This window comes from Gemmiger sp. An120, assembly GCF_002160955.1.
Taxonomy (GTDB): domain Bacteria; phylum Bacillota; class Clostridia; order Oscillospirales; family Ruminococcaceae; genus Gemmiger_A; species Gemmiger_A avium.
In genome coordinates, this window is the sequence record NZ_NFLN01000002.1 from 15,326 (window position 1) to 38,294 (window position 22,969).

Consider the following 22,969-nt stretch of genomic DNA (forward strand, 5'->3'; position numbering starts at 1 on the left):
TATTGCAAGAGTCGCAGATTTACTCCAGATCCACCAGGTCAACGGCAGTGCCGTGCTCCCGAAGTAGCGTCACCAGATCTTCCGCTTTCAGCCAGACGGTGGCGGTGTTGTCGTTGGGGTGTACACCTATCAGGCCGGAACCCTGCCAGAAATCCTGGTCGATGAAAAAATGCACCTTGCATTCTGCATCGTTCAGCAGGCCGAAAGGGGTCACGGCGCCGGGAATTAACCCGAGCAACGCCTGCAATTCCTTCGGTGAGGCAAAGGTCAGCGGTTTTGTACCTTGCTTGCGGCGGAAGTCTTTCAGATTCACCCGCTTATCGCCTCTGACGGAGATCAGATAATAGTTTCGCCGCTTATCGTCCCGCACAAAAAGATTTTTCGCGTCCCGGTCAGGGTAGGGGAGTTCTACCTGCTCCAGTTCCTGCATGTTGTACACGGCAGCGTGCTCCGTGATCTCGTGCCAAATCTGTTTGGCGTTAAGAAAATCGTATACTTCCTGCTTTGTCATTTCGCTTCCTCCCGCTGCATTTTGGTGCTGCTTCGCAGATAAGATGCCCTATCTGACCGGCCAATAAAAATCAAAGCTTTCCGTACGCAACCGTCCAGTTTATGGCTCGCTTCACAAATTCGGCATAGCCGTGGGTGCGGATGTAAGCAATGGACTGCTTGTATTTTCCGTATTTGTATCCGGGATGATTATGAAATGCCTGGATGATGGAGCAATCGTCATATTCGGAGCAGTCGGCACAGGTGGCGCAGCCTTTGCGAACACAGCACACCTTGATTTTGCATTTGGCTTTTGCCAGGTCACGCGAGCCATCCGAATAGCCGATCTTACAGCCTTTGCAGGTCTTTTGGTATTCCCGGCAGGTTTTGCAGTATGCACCGCAACAACCGATTTCCAGTGTATCCATAGGGAAGAAACTCCTTTGAATCAGGATCAGAGCCACTTGAAATGACAGCCCCATAAACTTCAAGCACTGAGCTTACATAAAGCCGAGGCGTATTTCCTGGATACATTTATTATATAAGCTTTTGGCTTCCCATACCAGCCTGTTTCGTCCTGTTGTGCGTCTAGCCGGATAACGCAGTACTTGTGGCAAGATGATCGTGCAGTTGTATGCTCCTGTGATATAATACAAATAAAAGTCTGCCGTTACAGGGTGGAAAACGTGTACTGACAATTGGACGATGCGGCGATGTCCGGGCCAGAAATTAGAGAACGTAAATACGAGGAGGCAATATGGACAAGAACTTCAATCCAAATCACATGACGAAGGAAGAACTGGAAGCCATCGCGGACAGCGTATATCCCGGTATAGCCTTGTTCGCCCGGGATGTGAACCTGCCTCCGGTTCTGGCCCAGCGCTATACAAAGGGCCTTGTTATCCGTGAAAAGGCTTTCACCGATGCCACCAGCCGTTTTATGGGTATGGTCACCACCCACCGGTTCGTAATCCTGTCCAACCACATGACGGATCTGTCCCAGTTTATGGAGCAGAATACCCGCTGGGGGCTCTGTGTAGCAAACAGGGATTCCCATTTCAAGGTATTAGGCCAGAGCACATACAGGGGAAAGACCGGTATATTTCTGCTGCACCTGCCCGACGATGCAAGCTGGAAACTTTGGCTGACAGCGGAATTTTCCATGGACCGGCAGCTGTATGACATGGCTGTTCAGAGGTTCACCGCCAAATGCAGTCAGCTGCCGGTACCGGAACTGTCCACCGACGCATGGTTGGATCGGTGCGCCTTCCCGGTAGGAATGTCCGACGAGGGAGAATTCTGGCAGCTGGAAGACATGGAACAACCAGCCGTTCCGCATGCGGATCCCCGCACTGTAATGCACAGCCGCTATCTTGGCTGCCTGTTGGGCGGTGCGGTAGGGGATGCGCTGGGCTATCCGGTAGAATTCCTGCAGGAGAATGCCATCTGTGGCAAGTATGGCCCTAAGGGTATTCAGACTCTTGCACAGGCCGGACACCCGGCCCGTATCTCCGATGATACCCAAATGACCCTTTTTGCCGCCAATGCCCTTGTGAATACAAAACAGAATGGCGGAGATCTGAGGGAGAACCTGTGGACTGCGTATCGGGAGTGGCTGGGTACCCAGGGAGACACTGCCCGGATGAACGATCCGGAACATCCGCAGATGTGGGTTTACCGAGACCCCCGTATGCATGCACGGCGGGCACCGGGAAACAGCTGCCTGAGCGCCATCCGCACCAGTTCCTATGGCGGTACGATGGACAGCCCGGTAAACAACAGCAAGGGCTGCGGTACCGTTATGCGCGCCGCACCTTTTGGCCTGGCAGGCCAGCCAGATGCTCACAGCGGCGTGGAGGTAATGGCCGCTATGGATGCCGCTTTGACCCATGGCCATCCGCTGGCCTGGGCTTGCTCCAGCATGTTGGCGCGGCTGATTTCCTGGATAGTACAGGAATTTCCCGACCGTACTTACAGGCTGGAGGACGCGATTTCTCAATTGGCAAAGGCGGGAGATCAGACGGTTTGCAAGCTGCTGGACCGGGCTGTACGGTTTGCCTTGGATCCATCCATCTCCGACCTGGGCGGTATTCATGCGTTAGGCGAAGGCTGGGTGGCGGAGGAGGCACTGGCCATAGCGGTATTCTGTGCCGTGCGTTATCAGGACGATTTTGCGTCTGCCATTCGGGCTGCCGTCAATCATAAAGGGGACAGCGACTCCACCGGAGCCATTTGCGGCAATATCCTGGGAGCCTGGCTGGGGAAGGGAGCAGTAGAAGCTGCGTTTGATCTCCGGAATCTGGAACTGCGGGATATGATTGAAAAGGTAGCGGAACAGCTTTTTGAAACGGTAGAAGTCTCCGGTACGTCCGCCGGAGAAAAAGCGCAGGAACCGCCTGCGGTACCCAAGGCGGAACCGTTAAAGCCTTTGCGCCCGGTTGGGCTCATGTATACTCCTCTTACCAAAGCCGCCCTTCAGATTTGCTGCTCCGCCCACAGAAATCAGGTGGACAAAAGCGGTCTGCCCTATATAATCCATCCGCTTCATTTGGCTGAGCAGATGGAAACAGAGGAAGAGGTCTGCACAGCGCTGCTTCATGATGTGGTAGAGGACACGGCCTGTACTTTTCAGGACTTAGCCCAGGCAGGCATCCCGGATACCGTGCTGCAGGCCCTGCTGCTTCTGACACGGGATCCCCATATTCATTATCTGGACTACGTTGTCCGGCTGCGGAAAAATCCCATTGCCCGCCGGGTGAAGCTGGCGGATCTGGCCCACAACAGCGACCTGGCCAGACTGGAGAATGTAACCGCCCGGGACCGGAAACGGGTACTGAAATATCGTATGGCGCAGGCGATTCTGGAAGATGACCAGTACAACGAACAGTTGGGGCATTTCCGAAAGATTTTGCCTCTCTCCCTGGAACAGCCCCTTTTCCTCTCGGTGTTCTATGACCGGCAGGGTATGGTGAAGAAGTACAGCATCGACATCGAGACAGCGGAAGATTCCCACTACGAATTGAATCCGCAGCAGGGGGAGAAGCTGCGTCTGTCCCTGGATCCCAGCAAAACCCTGCCCGAGGCTCTGGCAAAGTGGGCCGAAGAAGGCTGCAGCTTCTTCCAGGTGGAAGCTATGCTTCATCAGTGCGGAATCGTGTTCCATCCCTATCACAGTTACGGTTGACCATCGGGCAGCAATGGGATGAAAAACGCAGCAGATCTGTCCGGTTTTGCTTGATCGACGGAACCGGTCCTTCAATCACAGGAGCAAGGACATAATCACCGGAGCATTATGCGGCGTAACAAGCGTTGCCCAGAGAACCTTCTCAAAAGCTCTGCGTCAGCTAAATACATTTAGATGTAAAAAGGCCCCTTATCAGGGACGTCACGCAAAGGAATGCAGTTCGAAAATTTACGTGCGACCCATTAAGGGGCCTTTTATTATGTTATTGCTGCAAATGCCTTGTCTTGTGTCAGGTAACACAGAGCTTTAAGGCATTGCGGTATATCTCCGCAGCCAGAACCAGCTTGTCGATATCAATATGCTCGTTGGGTTGGTGCTCGCTGGTGGGGCAATCCGGCAGGTTGGCTCCGAACGCCACGCAGTTGTCAAAGGCCCGGGCAAAAGTAGCGCCGGCAGAGATATACGGTTCTGTGACATCATCGCCGGTGACCGTTCGATAAGCGGTCATCAGATTTTGTACCAGAGGCGTGTCCAGTGGTACATGCAGCGGGCGAAGCCAGTCAAATTCTTCGACTTCCAGACCATAAGCGGCGGCTTTCTGACGCAGCAGATCCATCACCTTTTCCTTGGTGCAGCCGACGGGCAGACGAAGATCCAGGCCCAGTTCACAGCCCGATTCATTCAAGGTCATCGTGCCCAGGTTTACTGTGACGGGACCGGAAAAATCGCTCAGGTCATCGTCCGTAAAGCCCTCGAACCGGAATTTTTCATCCAGTGCGTCACAGGCGAAACGGACGGCCGGATGCTCATAACCTGCTTTGCGCAGGGCTCGCAGCAGGTAAAGGTTTGCGCTTTTGCCTTTCCATGGATTCTTGGCGTGTGCGGTCATACCTTCCACGCACAGCTCGTCTCCCTTCTGGTGCCAGGGAAGGCCCAGTTCGTCCAGGGCCAGACGCAGGGCATCCTTGTCAGGGCAACAGGCAAAGGAGGATACAGCGTTCAGGGTATCACCACCCCGGCAGCTAAACGGAAAGGGCTCGGCCGAGCGGATATGCACCTGCAAAAGTCCATTTTCGGCATAGGTCAAGGGGAATGCGGAATCCGGAACAAATCCACTGGCAGGCGCTTCTTCGCGCTGGGAGTAGGCTCGAATGGAATGCCACAGCGTTTCTTCGTCTATGCCCAAAATGAACCGTACCCGCTTGCGCAAGGGAATTTGATCATCCAGTAAGGACTTTAACGCAAAGGCTGCCGCTATAGTGGGCCCTTTATCATCCTGTGTGCCGCGGCCATACAGACAATTATCCTGTACCGTAGGCACAAAAGGCGGATAATTCCAACCATCCTCCTGACGTGCCTGCACCACATCCAGGTGGCACAGTACACTGAACAGTTCACCCTCGCCGATTTCGGCGTAACCGTACATGCCATCCGGTGATTTATAAGTATGCAGCCCGAGCTCAGAGAGTATAGCCAGTGCTTCATCCAAACAACGGTCCACCTGAGGGCCAAAAGGCGTGCGGTCGTCTGTTTCAAAAACAGAGGGAATGGCCACCAGGCGGCTGACTGCCTCCACCATAGCGTCCCGATACAGATTCATTTTCATGGTTGCGCCCCCGTTACATAAATTCTCCGTCTTCGAGTAAACACTCAGATTTATTATAGGGTAGACGGACGAGAATGTAAATGATATGCAAGTTTTTGCATTGCTTTTTGCAGGTCGGTACGTTACTATGGATACGAAACAGTATAATGCTGTTCAGAATCGAAGCATGGAGTTGAGGAATCGTGAAGGAAACCAAGAAGAAAAGACTACAGATGCCCCATACTTATGTCATTATTTTTGCGGTAGTTGTAATTTGCGCGCTGCTGACCTATCTGATCCCGGTCGGCGGTTTTCAAACCCAGGACGTGACCTATATGGTGGGGGATACGGAAAAGACCCGTACCGTCATTGTGCCGGACAGCTTTACCTACGAACTGGACGAGGCGGGAAACCGGGTATATAACGGAGTGCCCTTGTTCGGCACCGAGGATTTCGGTGGCCAGGGCATGCTGAACTATGTATTTGAAGGTCTGACCTCCGGCGATAAAACGGGTACGGCTGTGGGTATTGTGGCCTTTATCCTGGTTATTGGCGGTGCGTTCGGCATTGTAATGCGAACCGGTGCCGTTGACGCGGGTATTCACGCCATGATCAATCGCACAAAAGGCCGGGAAATCATACTGATCCCTGTATTGTTCACCCTGTTTTCGCTGGGTGGCGCGGTATTCGGCATGGGCGAAGAGGCGATTCCCTTTGCGATGGTTATTGTCCCGCTGACGATCGCTATGGGATATGATGCGGTGGTGGCGGTGTGCATTACCTACTGCGCAACCCAGATCGGTTTTGGTGCAAGCTGGATGAACCCCTTTGGTCTGGCTATCGCGCAGGGCATTGCCGGTGTTCCGGTTATGTCCGGCGCCGGGTTCCGCATTGTGATGTGGGTAGTGTTCACTGCGGTAGGGATCCTGTTCACCATGGTGTACGCCCGCAAGATCAAGAAAAATCCGATGGCTTCGGTGGCATATGAGAGTGATGCATATTACCGTGATCAGATGAGCAAGACGGATGAGGAGCAGTCCTCCTTCACCCTGGGCCAGGCGCTGGTGCTGCTGACCGTACTGGCCACCATCATCTGGACGGTGCGGGGCGTGATAGTCAAGGGATACTACATTCCTGAGATTGCATCCCAGTTCTTTGTCATGGGCCTGGTGGCGGGCATTATCGGCTGCATTTTCCATCTGAACGACATGCACGCTTCCGATGTGGCCTCTGCGTTTCAGAGCGGTGCGGCTGACCTGGTAGGTGCAGCCCTGGTAGTTGGCATGGCCAAGGGTATCGTGATTGTGCTGGGGGGAACCGAGGCAACCACTCCCAGTGTCATGAATACCATTCTGTATGCGCTGGGCAATGTGCTCAGCAATGTACCCGGCGTTCTGGCTGCCTGGCTGATGTACGTATTCCAGAGCCTGTTTAACTTCGTTGTGGTGTCTGGATCTGGCCAGGCTGCCCTGACTATGCCTATTATGGCGCCTCTGGCTGATCTGGCGGGTATTTCTCGTCAGGTGGCGGTGCTGGCTTATCAGTTGGGCGATGCCATGACCAACCTGATCGTGCCCACCTCCGGCTGCCTGCTGGGAGTATTGGGTGTGGCCCGCCTGGAATGGGGCAAATGGGCCAAATTCCAGATTAAAATGCAGGGCGTACTATTCCTGCTGTCTTCGGTTTTTGTGATTGTAGCTGTGATGATCGGTTTCTCCTGATCCTTCCATAGCATTCAGCCCGAAAGGCAATAGGTACCTCAAAGCCTTAAAACAGAATGCTCTCTTACTGCTGTCCCACTGGGCACGGTAAGAGAGCATTTTTCTGTTTTCTTCAAAAAAGCATACACGAAGAGATAGCCTGCGCATCTCTCCGTGTATGCTTACCGATACAGCCGCCCCATAAGCGAAAATCCAATCGTTACTTCCACTCGTGGCTGAGAATCCGCATCATAACAAAATCGCTGTATTCGTTGTTGTAGTAATAGGCTTCTTCCAGAATACCTTCCTGCTTGAATCCAATTTTCCTGTAAAATGCCAACGCCTCTTCATTTAATCCTACTACTCCAATGGAAACGCGGTGCATCTCGTATTCATGAAAGGCCATGTCCAGCACAAGCCGGATGGCTTCTGTGCCGTATCCTTTGTTCTGCATTTGCGGGTCAGGGATGATAATGGTAAGATCCGTTTGGTGCCAGGCGGGAAACATGCGCAGCAGCCCGGTTTCTCCTAAAATATTGCCGTCCAGATCTGTAATGGTAAACCAGACCGAATCGTCCGATTGGTGGTCGCCAGCAATGCAGGCTTTCATCTCGGATTCGCTGATTGGCTTCTCAAAACCGCACTGAAACATGACCTTCGGCTGATTGAACCAATAGGTAAAATACGGCGCATCTTCTTCCCGCTGTTCACGCAGGATAATCCGGCTTCCTCTGATTTCTTTATGCATAGGTATCCATAAACCTTTCTTGTATGTCGACGAATTAAACGGACGCAGACTTTATCCGGTCAATCCGCCGGATTTTCAGCAGTATTTTTGTGGCGCTTCAAAAAGCGGGCGGCAGCTTTGGCAACGGACTTTCGGGGGCTGTTCAGCTGACTTTGTGCAAAACGCAATATGGCGGCCTGGCTGTGGGACTGCGCGAAATACTGGTTAAAGCAATCCAGAATGTGCCCGCACATCACCCGGTTGCATTCCGGAGAGGGCTTGCCATGATGCAGATAGACAATCTGCGGAACCTCCAGCAGCCGCGCAGTGATGTCGGATTCCCAGTCCGGCCTGGCCTGTACAATTTTCCAGGCATTGCCTGCCACATTGGCGGCTGTAACCATCTGCGTATCGCGGAGCAGGCCAAAGTACATCTCATAAAGAGAATCAAACCGATGCTCTGTATCTACTGCCGCAAGGTTGGCCAGAGTCAGGATTCCATCCCATTTGACAAAGCTGTTGGTGTCCTGCAGCCAGTTCGCTGTATCGCGAAAATACGGATAGACCGCTCCCGGCTGCTGTTCGCTCAAAAAACGGATTGTTTTGGTGCAGCTGTATCGAAGCGGCGAGCGGTCGCTCCGGACAACTTCAAATAACGCAGCCAGCAGGGAAGAATCATTCCCTGCTTCAAGAGCCAGTTGGTGCAGATCCGGCTTCGTTTTCAGATGCTGCAACAGGGTATCCTTATCCATAGCGGCCTCCTTTGACACGGCAAACAACAGCGATACCGATTCTATTGTATCGCATCCATTTTCCCGCCACAAGAGTTTTGAAAATACTAATCTTGCAGAATATCGGCAAAAAGCCTTTGCGGCTGACCACCCGGATCAGCCGCAAAGGCTTTTGACTACGGTATCTGATAAAGAACACCGTCATATCTTTGTACGCCGAAACATTGCTGTGCAGATACCGTACACACAGAGCAAACTGATTACAAACCCGGCAACCGTGTCGGTCAGGTAGTGCGCACCCATTACGATCCGGGTAAACGCTACCACACCGGCCCAGGCAAAACCGATTGCCAGGAATAGGTTCCGGAACTTCTGCAGCTGCGGTTTCAGATAGGGGATAAGCCCCAACAGCAGCATAACAGTTGCATTGGCGGTGTGTCCGGAAGGAAAGGATTTGAACTCTTCGGAAGCTACTCCTACGGCAATTAGACTGTCCTTCAGCGTGCCGCCCATCTGCCACCAGGGCAGAAAACAGGCTTCCGCATTGCTGGCAACAAGCCGCATACGGGGCCGCCCCCAGGGAACCTTAATGCAGTTTACCAGTACCATTTCGCAGAGGATAACAAAGAACACCGCAGCCGCAGCCCGAACTAAAACAGCCCGGTCGGCACCACGCGCCAGGCGCAGCACCAGGATTATGGTTCCGGCGCTTAATGCCAGCCCAACCACGGCCAGAATCACCGGAGATACCGGCAGATACATGGTAGGCATAAAACAAATCATCAGCGTTCCCGAAAGAACCAGCAGGGTGCCGCCAACGCACTGGGAAACACCCAGAATCCGATTCTGCCGGTTGCGGCCGCACAGCAGAAGACTGCCTGCCGCGACCAGACCAAGGGTAGCGGGGATCTCGCCATAGGCAGCGAAAAACATGGCAAAGGGATTGGTTTCATTGTACAACGCACAGGATAGCGGGTAATCCACAAAAGAGCCAAGCAGCATCAGAGCTGCCGCAATCCCGAGGCTGGCAAGCAGAACCCTGGGGGACAAAAACGCAGATTGTTTCTTCACAAGATTACGCTCCTCTTTCATTTTCATCCGGGGCGATCAGCCAAACAGCGTCTGCATATAGGCGGCAATCTCCTTCATGCAGTCTTCTGCCTGGGGCATCACGCCGATCTGATCCGCGAATCCGTGGGAAATGCCTTCATACACAATGGTCTGCAGGGGAACTTTTGCCTCATGAGCGGTGAGAGCATAAGCGATATCCTCAAAGGCCAGCATATCATGCTCTCCAAAGATTACCATAGTAGGGGGCAGGGCATGAAAATCATCCAGCAGCGGAGAAGCATAGATGGAGTCCACCGGCAGATACCCCTGCAGGTAAACCTGTTCCAGCAGATTCTCTTCGCCGCCCAGCATACTGCCCATCAGCTTGAGCACGCAGTCCAGTACCCGTTTATGCCGGGGGCTGCGGCGGTATTTTTCATAATCAACACCCTGATAGAAGGCAGTATGCTGTCCGCTGATGTTCACCGCAGGGTACAGCAACACCTGCAGCTTAACCATGCCGGTACCTTCGTCCCGATCCCGCAGAGTAATGGCAGCGGCAAGATTGCCGCCTGCGCTGTCACCTGCCACGGCCAGCTTGTTCCGGTCGCCGCCCAGCTCTTCCGCGTGCTCCCAGGCCCAGCGGGTAGCGTACCAGCAATCATCGAAGGGCTGAGGATAGTGCGCTTCCGGGCAAAGACGATAATCCACGTTCAGTACCACACAGTCCAGATTCGCAACCAGCACCTTGCACATCTGTTCCACAATCTGTACGCCGCCGCCAAAGAATCCGCCGCCGTGATAATAAACCAGAATCGGCAGTTCCCGGCCCGCGTCGGTGCGCTTATAAATTCGCACCGGAACCATATACCCGTCCGCGCTGGGAACCGATACTTCTTCTGTTACAACCCCTTCGCTTACTACAATATCGCCTTTGTACTGACCGAACATCTTGCGATAGGGCTGAATCTTTTCCAGGGTGGAAAGCCCTTTCTTGGGCTTGGGCAGAAAATGGGAGAGCAGCGGCATCATCTTCATGGATTTATACAGCCGCGGATCCATATCGCCCGGCTGTCCGCCCTCCGGGATTGGTTTTACCAGAACAGGAAGCCCTTTGTAGAACTCGACTCGCTGTCCCTGTTTCATTTTCTCCAATAGGCTCGGGTCATATCGTCTGGGCATAAAGCGACACCTCCAAAAAAATGTTTCCTTGTTCAAATGGTATCATGCAGAATTGACAAAGTATTGCAAATATGATAGATGTATTGTAAATTCTGCAATGGCGTGGAGGACTTTATGGATAAAAAACAATACGAGCGTCTTTGCTACTCACTGGCCAAGGCCCTGAATTCCGCTGTTCGGCTTTACCGTGGACAGGAGTGTTGCTATTACTATTCCGTATATCATCTCAATCCCGATCCGATACAGCCCTATCTTTCTGCCATGCTGAGCAGCGACCGGGCAGCAGGGGTCTATGCGACACCGCTGTACCAATTTTATGCCTATATTACATTGGAAGAGGGATGGCGCCTGATCCTGGGACCAAGCCGCATCCAGAACGAAGACCCTCGTCTGGAACAGGAATTGCTGTTCCTGCTGGGTGTGAGCGAAGAAAAACAGGAAGAATACCGGCGTATTCTTCGCTGCCTGCCATCCATTTCCGCAGAACGGCTGGGGTGGCTGATTTCCTTTTTGTCGATCGCCATCAACCGGCGGGAACCGCGTCCGGAGGAATTGTTTATTAATCTTCATGTCGCAAACTGGGAGACTGAGGTAGCAAAACGCCATATCAGCCAGAGCGCAGAACTGCAGGAAGACGATAGCCTGGACCGGCATCGGCTGGAATACAATGCAGAACGATTGCTGCTGAGTTACATTGAAAACGGGGAACCGGACAAAATCGAAGAGCTGTTTACGGCAGGGCCTGTTCTGGGAGGAGGTCCTATGGCCGATAATACGCTGCGGCAGGTGAAAAACACCTGCATCTGTGCGGCTACGCTGGCGGCCCGCGCAGCTATCGCAGGCGGGATGGATGATGCAGCGTCATTCCGACTAAGTGACCTGTATATTCAGCGCGTGGAACTGACACAGGATCTGCCATCGCTGGAAAAGCTGCGGACATCTATCATTCTGGATTTTGCCCGGCAGGTGCAGCAGGTACGGTATCCGGCTGCTCTTGCCGGTGACGAGGAAAGCAAAAGTCTGTTTCATGCCTGTGCGGAGTATGTTTCCCAGAATCTGTATAACCAGATCCGCGTGGAAGAGATGGCGCAGCAGCTGGGGTACTCCCGTTCGTATCTCTGCAGCCGGTTTAAAAAGCTTACCGGTCTGACGATTACCCAGTATGTTCTGCAGCAAAAGATTCTCAGTGCCCAGCGGATGCTGGAGTTTACCGATAAAAGCATTTCGGAGATTGCAGCACTGTATATGTTCTCGTCTCAGAGCCATTTTCAAAATGTATTCAAGTGCATCGCAGGGCAAACACCACAAACCTTCCGCCTGCAGCGGCAGGCACGTGCCAAATAATTCGGCAGAAATTCTGCAATACAGAAAACATATTTACAATACTGCGTGATCTGTCGCTGCTATACTGGAGAAAAGATATAAAATATCGCTCGGAAAGGAGAGTATTTTATGAAACAAGCGAAGGATCCCTTTGCCGGTGTGCGCCGCAAGGCAGAGGAACTGGTGGCGCAGATGACTCTGGAAGAAAAAGCTATCCTCTGTGCAGGCAGCAATTTCTGGAATACCCGGGCCATTGAGCGTCTGGGTTTGCCGTCGGTAATGGTTACCGACGGTCCGAACGGCCTGCGCAAGCAGGCGGCCAGCGCCGACCATCTGGGAATCAACGATTCGGTACCGGCTACCTGCTTCCCGTCGGCAGCCGCTACCGCCTGCAGCTTTGATCCGGACCTGCTCTATGAGATGGGGCAGGCCATGGGCGAAGAATGCCTGGCCGAACAGGTAGCGGTAATCCTGGGCCCAGCAGCCAATATCAAACGCAGCCCGCTGTGCGGCCGCAATTTCGAGTATTTCTCTGAGGACCCGCTGGTTTCGGGCGAAGCCGCTGCGGCCATGATTCGTGGTATCCAGAGCAAAAATGTGGGTACCAGCCTGAAACACTATCTGGCCAATAACCAGGAGAAAGCCCGCCTTGTGTCCGATTCGATCGTGGATGAACGGGCGCTGCGGGAGATTTATCTGGCTGGCTTTGAGCGCGCGGTAAAGAAAGCCCAGCCCTGGACGCTGATGTGCTCCTACAACCAGATTAACGGTACCTATGCGTCGGACAACACCCGCCTGATGACCGATGTTCCCCGGGGCGAGTGGGGATATGAAGGCATGATCGTTACCGACTGGGGTGCTATGAACGACCGGGTACAGGCAATCCGGGCCGGTGTAGATCTGGAAATGCCCGGCCCCTGTGAGGGTTCCTGCCGTAAGATTGTAGAGGCTGTGCAGACAGGAAAACTGGAAGAGGCCAAGTTGGATATCTGTGCCCGGCGTGTAGCTGCACTGGTGCTGCAGGCTGCGGAAAATCCCGTTACCCCGTATGATCCGGAAGCACACCACGAACTGGCACGCCGTATTGCCCGGGAAAGTGCCGTGCTGCTGAAAAAGGGTACAGCTCTGCCTGCGAACCCTGATGCTAAAGTGGCAGTCGTGGGAGCGTTCGCCAAAACACCCCGTTTCCAGGGAGCCGGTTCCGGCAAGATCCACCCCACCCGCGTCACCAGTCTGTGCGACGCACTGGATGCCCGTGGTGTACATTATACCTACGCGCCGGGGTATCAGGCGGAGCAAGCGGCACCTGACGGCGAACTGATTCGGCAGGCAGTGGAAACTGCCCTGCAGGCTGATGTGATATTCGCCTGTGTGGGTCTGCCCGACAGCTTTGAAAGCGAAGGCTTTGACCGCACCCATATGCAGCTGCCTGATAGCCAGAACGCTCTGATGGCTGCCCTGGCCGAAACCGGCAAGCCGGTGGTGGCAGTGCTGAGCACTGGCAGCGCGGTGATCCTGCCCTGGCGAGATCAGGTGGACAGCATTCTGCTGATGTACCTGGCTGGTCAGAACGGCGGCAGCGCGGCCGCGGATCTGCTGTTCGGCGATGCGAATCCCAGCGGCAAACTGGCTGAAAGCTGGCCGCTGGCGTTGGAGGATAATCCCAGCTATCTGCATTTCGGCAAGGGCGGCAATGTGGAGTACCGGGAAAGCATCTATGTGGGTTACCGCTACTATGACAAAGCCGGGATGACGGTACAGTATCCCTTTGGCCATGGCCTTTCCTATACGGAGTTTGCCTACTCGGATCTGAAACTGGAAAAAGCCGCTGTGTCGGACAATGAGCCGCTGACGCTTTCCCTTACTGTAACGAATACGGGCCGTTATGCCGGCAGCGAAGTGGTGCAGATCTATGTGGCACCGCCGGAAAGCGTTGTTTTCCGACCGGTGCGGGAGTTGCGTGCCGCTGCCAAGGTGCACCTGGAGCCGGGCGAGAGCCGTCCGATTTCTTTTACGCTGGAACCGCGTGACTTTGCCTATTACGATACCGGTATTGCCGACTGGTTTGTGGAGAGCGGCGTATATACGGTGGAGGCAGCTTCTTCCAGCCAGGATATCCGCTTGAGCGCACCGGTCACCGTGCAGAGCACCCGGGCCGGAAGCCGGCGGGATCTGCGTCAGGATGCCCCTGCCTATTATGCACCTGCAGGCCATCCGCTGGATATTCCCAGGGAGCAGTTTGAGATCCTGCTGGGCCATCCGGTACAGCCCTGGCATGAAGCTCGTCCCTATACGCCGAACACAACTATCGGTGAATTGCGCAGCTGTGCCATGGGACGGCAGATCGCCGATCAGGTAACGGCCGGCGTACGGCAGATGATGGCCGGCGCGGGAGATATCGGGGCTATGTTTGAAGCTATGCTGGAAGACATGCCCCTGCGTCAGCTGGGAATGATGGCGCCGGATCAGTTCGGTGCCGATAAACTGGATGGGCTTCTGATGATGCTCAACGCGCAGCCCATGGAATAAAGTCAACGAGTCAAATCAGAAACAGAATACCCCCTGATGCGGATAAAACCGTACCAGGGGGTATTGCTTGCCTGCTTTAAAAAGAAGAGAAACCGCTGAAGAGTTACATGATAGCCTGCCCTTGCATATAATAAATGCCCATTCTCCAGAAAAAGAAGAGATTTATGGCCAGCAATGCCCAGCGCGCCGGGCGGGGAAGGCTGCTGCCGATAAGGTACAGGGGCAGGCATCCAAATAGATACCGTCCGCCGCTGATAAGCCATCCGGCCAGGTAACACATGCCCAGGTAGGCTCCGCCCCAGATAAGCCAGTGGGTGGGCGCCTTGCGGCAAAAACCAATAAAGAGCAGCGCCATGGCCGCAAAATACAGTACCAGTTGAGCGTGGTAAATAAACGGGGCCAGTCCGGGATATTTCAGCGCCATCTGCCAGTGCTGCATCAGGTTGCTCCCGATCCATTTAATACTCTGGTACCAGGGCGGTGCCGCCTGAAACTCGAGAAAAGCAAACGGATCGCCGAAAAGGCGGGCATTGAGGGCAAGATAGCTGCCCCAACCTAAGAACGGAAACAGGATACACAGGGATACAAGCCCCTGCTTTTTCTCACGTCGTGCCCGAAGCCATAAATAAAGCAGCGGAAGAATCAGCACAAGACCTTGGTTGCGGCAGAGTGCAGCCAAAGCGCCCCAGACACCAGCCCACAGCCAGTTTTGCCGCCGGGCAGTGATCATGCATAGCAGACAAAGCAAAAGAAACAGGCTTTCGGTGTAAATACCCAGAGCAAAGAAACTGAACGGATAGAGTGCCATCAGCGCGGCAGCGGTGATGGATTGCTCCCGATTCAGATCCTGCCCGGCCAGTACCAGCATGGCGGCGCCTGCACCACCCCAGCACAGCCAGCTGACCGCAAGCGCCGCGCACTCCCAACTGACGGAAAAAGGGGACAGCAGTGTGTGAACAAGCCGTACGACCAGCGGATAAAGCGGGTAAAATACAATGTATTTGGCTGCTTCGCCCTCTGCCAGGTAGCCATACCGAGCGATGTTAAGATAGTGCACAGAGTCACCGGCTGTGGAGAAACGTTCCACAAACCGCTGCCAGAATGCACTCAGTCCGCCGCTCTGTCCCAGATCCAGCCAGCAGATAAAAGCAAACAGCAGCTGCAGCACCACAACGCCTGTGGCTGTCAGGACCATCATCTGCAGACTGGGCTTCCAGCAGGGAACAACCGAACGGACAGGTGCAGGGGACCAGAACAGAAGGCCCAGCCGCTTGGCACACCGCAGAGCCAGCAACACAACAAAAAGCACCATAAGGGCACCGCCCAGATGTCCTAAAAACTGCCCCATATCATTGCCGCCCTTTCGTTGCCGGTGTACGGCAGTTTTTGGTTTACGCCGTACCGGATTTCGATTATTATACCATATCATAACCGCACACCAAAAGAAAATCAGAAAGCCCGGCAGAATTTAAAAATCTGCCGGGCTCTTTGCAAATGCCGGGTCAAGACTTTAGTCGTCAGGAATCAGCGGCCCTTCATCGCAAACAGACAGGAGCTCATCGCTGGCCAGCAGGCTGTACGTATAGGGGGCAGCCGGGCACATTCCCCAGCATTCTTCCTGAATAAGAAGGTCATCACCGGTTATACGAATCACATTGCCCGGTTCGGTGCTTTTCACAAGGAGCGTAAAATCAAAACCGGCTGGAATTACCAGGTTAATCTGGCAGGCCGGAACCTCGCTGGTATGGATTTCTCCATCCACTGCATAGCGAAGTGGAAGCCCCGGATGGGAGGGAGTACGGCTGACATACTGGCGCAGGCACATCTTGCGCAGTTCATCATCCGTCAGTCCAAAAGGACCGGACGGTGCCCAGGCAAGGGTTTTGTCCGCATGACCCATATACCGGTAGATGGTATCGGTATCTTCGCCGCTTCGGGTATACTGCCGGGTGCAACAAGCACGGCGAAAAGCATGGGCAGTCGCCATAGATTTCTGGCTTTCGTTCTGCGCGGCCAGATTGAATAGGACGGGCTTCGGTCAGCAGGTCTTGAATTCCCTTGGAACGCAGAAATTCTGTAATCGTATCGGCAGCCCCATCCCGCCAGCTGTTTGCAACGGCGGGATCGTCGGAAAAGGTATTTCCGTCAGAGATTCCGCACATCAGACGGAGTGATAAATCACCATGGAGCTTTTCCATCTCCTCCCGGTGCTGCAGCAGTGCTTCCCCCAGTTGCGGCGAAAGAGGAACCGTCCGGTAGGATGCATCCGTTTTGGTGCGCTCGGAGCGGATTCCGTTTTTGGAAAGCTGTCCGGTAATCTCCAGATAATACATACGACCCTGGGAGGTTTCAATGGTACGCAATGAAGAAAACAGCAGTCCGGCCGCTTCGCTAATTCTGAGTCCTGCGTCCAGCAAAACACCTGCCAGGTTCAGGAACTGAGATGTAGCGCAGGCGCGGCGCAACGGTTCATCAGGCAGGCTGCGTACATAGTCGGTCCTTTCCAGTAGCTGCTCCTGACGAGGCGTAGTACAGTTGTAGCGTGCAGGCCTTACCGGAAACGACAGGCCTTCCTCATTTTTAAGGAACAAGAGAAAACTATAAAGCAGATACAACCGTTTGCGGGCGGAAGACGCCGGAGCATCCCCGTATTTTCAGCTGCTGGCACGGCCCGGGTCGCGGCTGCCAAGAAGTGCTTGCTGACAGATATGGATCTGCAGTGCCTTATAGGTTTCAGCGGTGAGTTCGGAAAGATAAATGTCTTTCATTTCTCTCACAAGGGTGTCAAACTGATGCCGGTAGCCAGATTCTGTGTTTGTGCCCCATCTCCGCCTGTTGCTGGCGAAAAAGGGCTCGGCATACTCTCGGGCTATATCGGCTAACAGTAAGCCGCCATCCGGATTTTCCGGGGCTTTGCTCTCCGCAAGTTCGGGATAGCGGACCATGAGCTTCCGGGCGACAAATTCCCTCCGATTCCAGACATCCTCTTCGTTGACCCCGCGAAGAGTGGCAATCGGCTTTTTCAATGGATCCGACTTCTGGGGCGATTTCGAATCCTGCTTCTGCGGACTGACAAAATCAGGGCTGGGCACCGGTGTAACTTTACCCTCACAAGGCTTTGAAGTACCTTCATATCGACGAGGGTAGTCCCGCAGATGTTATGACAAGGAATTTGATATGCCAAAAGGGCGGAGACGTACCAAGACGTCACCGCCCTTTTGAATTGCAGAAGTAAGAAAAGAAGGATCGCCTTTTTCCTGTGGAGCTTTCATTGTATTGACTATCCTACGATAATGGCTCCACCCCAATCATACGTATCAAACCAGGTTCGGTGCCCGATAAAGCTAAGCCTTTGCGTTACCGTACCTTCAAGGTCATGTTCGTATCGTATGTCAAATTGAAGGTAGATTGTATCATCTTCCCACTGTGCATCCTGAGAGCCGCGAATTGCTTCGAGGGAAGAGATGCGCTCTTTATCTTCTGCGCCATTAGAGAACTTTTCTGTAAGCTCCTCCTGATACTTATCGAATATGAATGTTGCGTATCCGCCAGAACACCCAGCGGCATCCCATGCAACAGGCAAATTACGAACATACAGTATGCCGCTTACGGCAACAAGAAGAAGCAGGACGGCTGCAATACACAAAATGTGCTTTTTCTTAGGCTTTGGACGGTGACGGCTCTTTACGTCATCCTGCGTGGCATTATTCGCCTTTCCTGTTGCAATATACTCAACGGTAGTATCGAATAATCCAGCCAGCTTGATAAGATTCTCGGTATCCGGGCAGCTTAGATCCTTCTCCCATTTAGATACGGCTTGCCGGGTAACATCAAGCTTCTCCGCCACATATTCCTGAGAAAGATTGCTCTGTTTTCTCAAAGCGTTAATGCGCTGACCTATGCTCATTCTATCACCTCGCTGAAACCATAACAGAAAATGGAGTTGTTGTCTACCAACTATCTGTCAACTTTAGGTTGCGATGCTGATTTTACAGAAAAACTTGCCAGTATGGTGGGAAAACAAACTATTACTATATAATCACACTTCGTTTTCCTGGACAAACCCGAAATACAGAATGAGTGGAGTTCCCAGATACACAAAGAAAAACATCAGTTTCAAGCCGCTTTTTATCGGCCAAATAAGAAAACTATATAAAAAGTCCGCGAAACCAGTTTCAAAAAGGCTTCGCGGACTTTTGCATATGTGGTGGCCAAATAGTGGTCACATTTCACAGTACTGAAAAGAAACATGGCGGTTGTTGAGTTGAATCGTTGGCAGTACACATTATTGTTCAACTCAATCTCTGATAAAAGCTGCCCAAACAGATAAGCAGATTCGCCCTTGATTAGACAATCAATTACCCGGAAAATTTCATGGATGCCCATGATTTCACGAGTATCTTTGGAAAAGCTATTGATATAATCTGGCAAATTGGCTTCAATAGGGCGTGGATTCGTTTAAACAGAGGCTTCTCCTAAAAGATAGAGCGTTCCATTACCGCTGTATCCACAACGCTCGATGCCGGGAAGTAACGGTGATCCAACGGCTGTACTTAGCAGATTGACATGGGAGAGAAAGAATACACTATCCGGCACGGGTATTGGCAGACCTTGGCTATGCCTGGCCGGAAAATTTGCTGCGCTCTAGATACTAGAATTTTTTTCGGACAAGCTCCTCCGGTACAAGACCGGTGTTATAGTCCAGCTGAGACTTCTCATAGTCGGGCTCGCTGCGCTGACGGGTAAAGCCGGTATAGTCCCAGGTAGCGGCATTGGCATCGGTGTTCCAGGGCCGTCGTTCCCAGTAGTAGCCCCGCAAGGGATCCCGCACCTGGTTCATGTGTGCCAGCAGGCGAGCGAGCAACTCGTCCCTCACTGTCCGAAGCAGCGGGTCTTCCAGTCGGTTGTCCATCTCATAGGGATCGGTTTGCAGATCGTACAACTCATCCTCCGAGAGCAGATTTAGCACCAGTTTATAGCGCCCATCAAAAATGCATCGCATGGGCTGAAAGCCCCCAAAGCCATCATGGTCGGCCTCATAGCGACCGAATTCGATGAATACATCTCGAGAGGCAGGCTGTTCTCCCTTCAGCAGGGGGAGCAGACTTTCGCCCTGTAGCATCATAGGCTTTTCGCCGCAATCGAAGAAATCCCAGAGGGTAGGAGCGATGTCAATGTGGGATACCGGCGTCTCTACCTCACCCTGTCCGAACCCCCACAGAAGAAAAGGCACATGACAGATTTCCTCGTAGGCTGCCGGCCCTTTGGCGTACAGGCAGTGGGACTGCAGCATATCCCCGTGATCGGTGGTGTAGAGAACCGCTGGCGGCTGCGCCTGCGCGTTGAGGGCGTCGATCACGCGACCAATCTCGTGGTCAACAAAGCTGTTGCAACCGAAGAGGGCCCAGGCATTCAGGCGCAGGGCCTCCCGATCCTGGAAACGCCGCGGCCCGGCCCACACTTGTTGGTGAGTAGGCTTGTTTTCAAGAGTATCGTATATGTTGGGCCGCTTGGGAAGCTCAAATTCCCGGTACATAGAAGCGTAGGGTTCTGGACAGAGAGAAGGGTCGTGGGGTTCGTCGAAACTCACCACCAGGAAATAGTCCTCATCCGCGTGGTCACGAATGAAGTTGATAGCCCGGTTGGCACAGCGATGGGCAAAGGTGAACTCCGCAGTAATGCCCTCTTGTTCCATAACGGTCGGCTGGCGTGACTTGCGGCGATCCTCCTCGGTGAGCTCCTCCAGATAGTTGCGCATATCGTACCAGACAGAGGCATCCCAGCCTTCAGGCGCAGTTCCAAGGCCAAAATAGTCGCCGCCGTCCAGGTGCCATTTACCGATGTAAGCAGTATGTATCCCCTTGTCAGACAAGCGACGGCCAATGGTCGGCACGTTTAACCCAGGGGCCACACTATTGGTGTATGACCCATTGATACAGGGGAACTGGCCAGTGAATATTGCGGATCGGGCAGGTCCGCACACCGGCTGTGCCGTGTAGGCCTTGTTGAACTTGATGCCGTCTGCAGCCAGAGCGTCCAAACAGGGGGTCTTAATCCCTTTATCCTCGTAGCAGCTCACCATGTCCAGCCGCTGAGTGTCGGTCATAATTAGCACAAATTGTTTCTTGTTCATTTGAGTTGCCTCCATTGTATTGCTTTGCCTGCCGGTACCGTGGGGCTTCCTCGCCCGGACGGTAGGCAGAATTCCAGCATATGTTCACCCTCTGCGCTTACCCGCCAGAGCGGCCGAACATCGTTACACCAACCATTACGTTCCGCATGCGGCCGTATATCGACACCACTGTGCGAGCCGAGAGAGCCAGTTCCTCCTGGTGTCAAGCTTCCGCCAGTTAATCGGGGGGGGAAAGACCGAAATGGCAAAAACTATATATTTCACAGACAACTCCAGCCGGACAGCGAAACAGGGGCCTGACCAATGCAGCACTGCCCGCCTGTGTCCAGATGGCAGACGTAACCCTGAGATGCCGGGTATCCGACTGGGAAACTCACTACGATACCCGAATGCCCATTGCAGCAGTCGGGACAGCCAATTATATCAGCAGGATTTTTTCGAGTTTAGGTATTATAACAGAACAATGAGATAATTCTGCCATGGGGCCGAGCAGTAGAGTGAGAACTGAGAGAATGAGAAATCATTGATCCGTGAACAGTTATCTATAGGGGGAAGTGCAGAATCAAACTGTTAATGAAACTAGTATATAGTAACAAAGAATGGTTTTCAATGAGCATGGTGATTGTTGGCGAAATATCTAAAATGTCATATATAATTATAGGGGATTTATGGCGAGTGAGAAGAAATCTTGGCAGGAGAAAGGTATAATTTCTTGGTTATGAGAAAACGGTACAAATTGTTTGCAGTGTGCTTATAATTTAAAAAATAGCATTCAAAAAGCCGACAGATCGACAGATAGAATGCAAAGGAAAACTCGATTTCAAGCAGTTTGCGCCGCTTGTGCGCAACTGAAAAGAATGATGCAAAAGCCCACGAAGTCATTTCAGTACTGGCTCCGCGGGCTTTTGCATGCATGGTGTTCAAATAGAGGTCAGCTTATTTTGAAATTCCATTTTCACTCCTGCCGCAGGCGTTCCACCACGGAATAGTGCTGGGCGGCGTGGCAGCTCAGCACCGGGATGAGAATGCCCAGGGCTGCAAACAGCGGCAGGATCGCCACGATGGAGCGGAGGGGAAAGCGGTAGTAACAATACCGCCGGTCATTTCATTGAGGATTTCCTTTAATTGTCAAAAATAATCACAATAATACTGCCGCCTCCGCCGATGAGGGCGGTGATAAGGCCCCACATGATTAAACCCGAACCCAGAACCAGATTGCCGTCGCCGCTCTGGATCATGGCAAACAGCCCCAGCACAACGATGAGGATAAAGCCCACGATAAACATTAAAATAGGAAAAAGAAGCGCGCCGCCAATAATGGCAGCGAGATTCGCCTCTGTTCCACGGATGGATACAGCGTAGATCAGACCAAATACCGCGCCAATGCCTCCGCCTAACGTCAGGCAGTGGAGTACCTCATAGGTTTCGCTGGTAAAAGGATATAAAAATTTGAATGCCATGGCAAGGCCGACCATCACACAGTAGATATAACCAAAAGCAGGGCCAGGCCATTTGATGAGCATAACGACAGCCGCAATGCCGATGATGGCAAGGGCAATAATCAGGGTTTCCATAATAGCCTTCTATGTACTCGAGATCGTTTTCTGCCGCAGAAGACGCAGCTTTGCGCTTCGCAATCAAATGTGATATTCGTACTCAACGGAAAGCTCTATGCTGCCCTTTTCTCCATAACTACGACCCTTTTGCTTATGGTCAACATAGCGCAGCTTTGCGGATAGTGTACCGAACTTCCGCTCGCAGCGAGTTTCTTTTATGATGCTGTTTGTTGTTATATCACGGATTATGCAGTGCAAAAAAGGCTCCCCAAGCCTAATGCCATCTGCTTGCGCCATATCAAGTATTTTTGCATATACAGCGTCAAGCTTTGCTATATTTTTAACTTCATAAGAATCGTGGTTAGTATAGTGAAATGCGAACAGTCCACCGCTTTGCGTCCGTGCAGATTTCCTTTGAATAGCAAAAAGATCCTTGTACAAACCGTGGCCATTTTCATCATAGAGGGCATAAAGTGCAAGAATACCGAAGATTTTTCCATGAGTTGCTTCGCCGTTTCGAGCCTTTAAGAGAATCTCGTCTTTCAGCCGCTGATAGTTCTCCGCAGCAATTTTATTCTCTATACGTTCCGCTTCCTGTGCCACGGCTTCCTCAGCTTCTCTACAAATCTCTTCCTTCGTTTTTAATGACTTTCTTACTTCGGAATTAAAATCCATACTTCTGTCTCCTTTTATTTTCCATATTCGATGGGAATGCGCGGTTATAAGTCTTCTCCGGGGACAGTGAAGTGGCCGCGAGGACTTCTGAAATTTTGCTCAATA

The 22,969-nt window shown here is 52.7% G+C and carries 18 protein-coding genes; 4 read left to right on the top strand and 14 right to left on the bottom strand.

Annotation, left to right across the window (positions count from 1 at the left end):
- Positions 1–19 precede the first annotated feature (19 nt).
- Complete coding sequence (locus B5E65_RS01870; RefSeq protein ID WP_087170085.1) at positions 20–511, bottom strand: prolyl-tRNA synthetase associated domain-containing protein; 492 nt, start codon at positions 509–511, stop codon at positions 20–22.
- A 70-nt stretch (positions 512–581) separates the two neighbouring features.
- Positions 582–917, bottom strand: a complete 336-nt coding sequence (locus B5E65_RS01875; protein ID WP_087170086.1) for a DUF3795 domain-containing protein — start codon at positions 915–917, stop codon at positions 582–584.
- Positions 918–1,246: 329 nt separating this feature from the next.
- On the opposite strand from B5E65_RS01875, the gene B5E65_RS01880 reads away from it, so the two are divergent.
- Entirely contained in the window at positions 1,247–3,673 is a 2,427-nt protein-coding gene (locus B5E65_RS01880) for an ADP-ribosylglycohydrolase family protein (protein ID WP_087170087.1), read from the top strand.
- Between the two features lie 289 nt (positions 3,674–3,962).
- Here the strand turns inward: B5E65_RS01880 and B5E65_RS01885 are convergent, their stop codons facing one another.
- Positions 3,963–5,279, bottom strand: a complete 1,317-nt coding sequence (locus B5E65_RS01885; RefSeq protein WP_087170088.1) for a Sapep family Mn(2+)-dependent dipeptidase — start codon at positions 5,277–5,279, stop codon at positions 3,963–3,965.
- A gap of 182 nt (positions 5,280–5,461) precedes the next feature.
- On the opposite strand from B5E65_RS01885, the gene yfcC reads away from it, so the two are divergent.
- Positions 5,462–6,979, top strand: a complete 1,518-nt coding sequence (gene yfcC, locus B5E65_RS01890; protein WP_087170089.1) for a putative basic amino acid antiporter YfcC — start codon at positions 5,462–5,464, stop codon at positions 6,977–6,979.
- A 199-nt stretch (positions 6,980–7,178) separates the two neighbouring features.
- On the opposite strand, the gene B5E65_RS01895 is transcribed toward yfcC, so the two are convergent.
- From B5E65_RS01895 to B5E65_RS01910, 4 genes are all read right to left on the bottom strand, one after another.
- On the bottom strand, positions 7,179–7,706 hold the full coding sequence (locus B5E65_RS01895) for a GNAT family N-acetyltransferase (protein ID WP_087170090.1): 528 nt from the start codon (positions 7,704–7,706) through the stop codon (positions 7,179–7,181).
- Positions 7,707–7,765: 59 nt separating this feature from the next.
- Positions 7,766–8,437 carry a hypothetical protein gene (locus tag B5E65_RS01900; protein ID WP_087170091.1) on the bottom strand — a complete coding sequence of 224 codons (672 nt, stop codon included), beginning with the start codon at positions 8,435–8,437 and terminating at the stop codon, positions 7,766–7,768.
- Positions 8,438–8,617: 180 nt separating this feature from the next.
- Positions 8,618–9,487 carry a phosphatase PAP2 family protein gene (locus B5E65_RS01905; protein WP_158098485.1) on the bottom strand — a complete coding sequence of 290 codons (870 nt, stop codon included), beginning with the start codon at positions 9,485–9,487 and terminating at the stop codon, positions 8,618–8,620.
- A 36-nt stretch (positions 9,488–9,523) separates the two neighbouring features.
- Positions 9,524–10,612 carry an alpha/beta hydrolase gene (locus B5E65_RS01910; protein WP_158098486.1) on the bottom strand — a complete coding sequence of 363 codons (1,089 nt, stop codon included), beginning with the start codon at positions 10,610–10,612 and terminating at the stop codon, positions 9,524–9,526.
- 150 nt (positions 10,613–10,762) lie between these two features.
- Between B5E65_RS01910 and B5E65_RS01915 the strand changes: the two genes are divergently transcribed.
- Together B5E65_RS01915 and B5E65_RS01920 are read left to right on the top strand one after the other, a co-directional pair.
- Positions 10,763–11,992 carry a helix-turn-helix domain-containing protein gene (locus B5E65_RS01915; RefSeq protein WP_158098487.1) on the top strand — a complete coding sequence of 410 codons (1,230 nt, stop codon included), beginning with the start codon at positions 10,763–10,765 and terminating at the stop codon, positions 11,990–11,992.
- A 108-nt stretch (positions 11,993–12,100) separates the two neighbouring features.
- Entirely contained in the window at positions 12,101–14,500 is a 2,400-nt protein-coding gene (locus tag B5E65_RS01920; RefSeq protein ID WP_087170095.1) for a beta-glucosidase, read from the top strand.
- 103 nt (positions 14,501–14,603) lie between these two features.
- Here B5E65_RS01920 and B5E65_RS01925 read toward each other — a convergent pair whose 3' ends face one another.
- The 7 genes from B5E65_RS01925 to B5E65_RS01960 all read right to left on the bottom strand — a co-directional run bounded on the left by B5E65_RS01925 (position 14,604) and on the right by B5E65_RS01960 (position 22,864).
- Positions 14,604–15,848, bottom strand: coding sequence for a mannosyltransferase family protein (locus B5E65_RS01925; protein ID WP_087170096.1), 1,245 nt, complete (start codon positions 15,846–15,848; stop codon positions 14,604–14,606).
- Between the two features lie 162 nt (positions 15,849–16,010).
- Positions 16,011–16,487, bottom strand: coding sequence for a hypothetical protein (locus B5E65_RS15965; RefSeq protein WP_143402945.1), 477 nt, complete (start codon positions 16,485–16,487; stop codon positions 16,011–16,013).
- A gap of 667 nt (positions 16,488–17,154) precedes the next feature.
- A complete protein-coding gene (locus tag B5E65_RS01935) occupies positions 17,155–17,526 on the bottom strand; it encodes a hypothetical protein (RefSeq protein ID WP_143402946.1) in 372 nt (123 codons plus the stop codon).
- Positions 17,527–17,780: 254 nt separating this feature from the next.
- On the bottom strand, positions 17,781–18,407 hold the full coding sequence (locus tag B5E65_RS01940) for a helix-turn-helix domain-containing protein (protein ID WP_087170099.1): 627 nt from the start codon (positions 18,405–18,407) through the stop codon (positions 17,781–17,783).
- Positions 18,408–19,151: 744 nt separating this feature from the next.
- Positions 19,152–20,633 carry a sulfatase-like hydrolase/transferase gene (locus B5E65_RS01950; RefSeq protein WP_087170101.1) on the bottom strand — a complete coding sequence of 494 codons (1,482 nt, stop codon included), beginning with the start codon at positions 20,631–20,633 and terminating at the stop codon, positions 19,152–19,154.
- Between the two features lie 1,121 nt (positions 20,634–21,754).
- Entirely contained in the window at positions 21,755–22,207 is a 453-nt protein-coding gene (locus B5E65_RS01955; protein WP_087170102.1) for a hypothetical protein, read from the bottom strand.
- Positions 22,208–22,270: 63 nt separating this feature from the next.
- A complete protein-coding gene (locus tag B5E65_RS01960) occupies positions 22,271–22,864 on the bottom strand; it encodes a hypothetical protein (protein ID WP_087170103.1) in 594 nt (197 codons plus the stop codon).
- Positions 22,865–22,969: the final 105 nt, after the last annotated feature.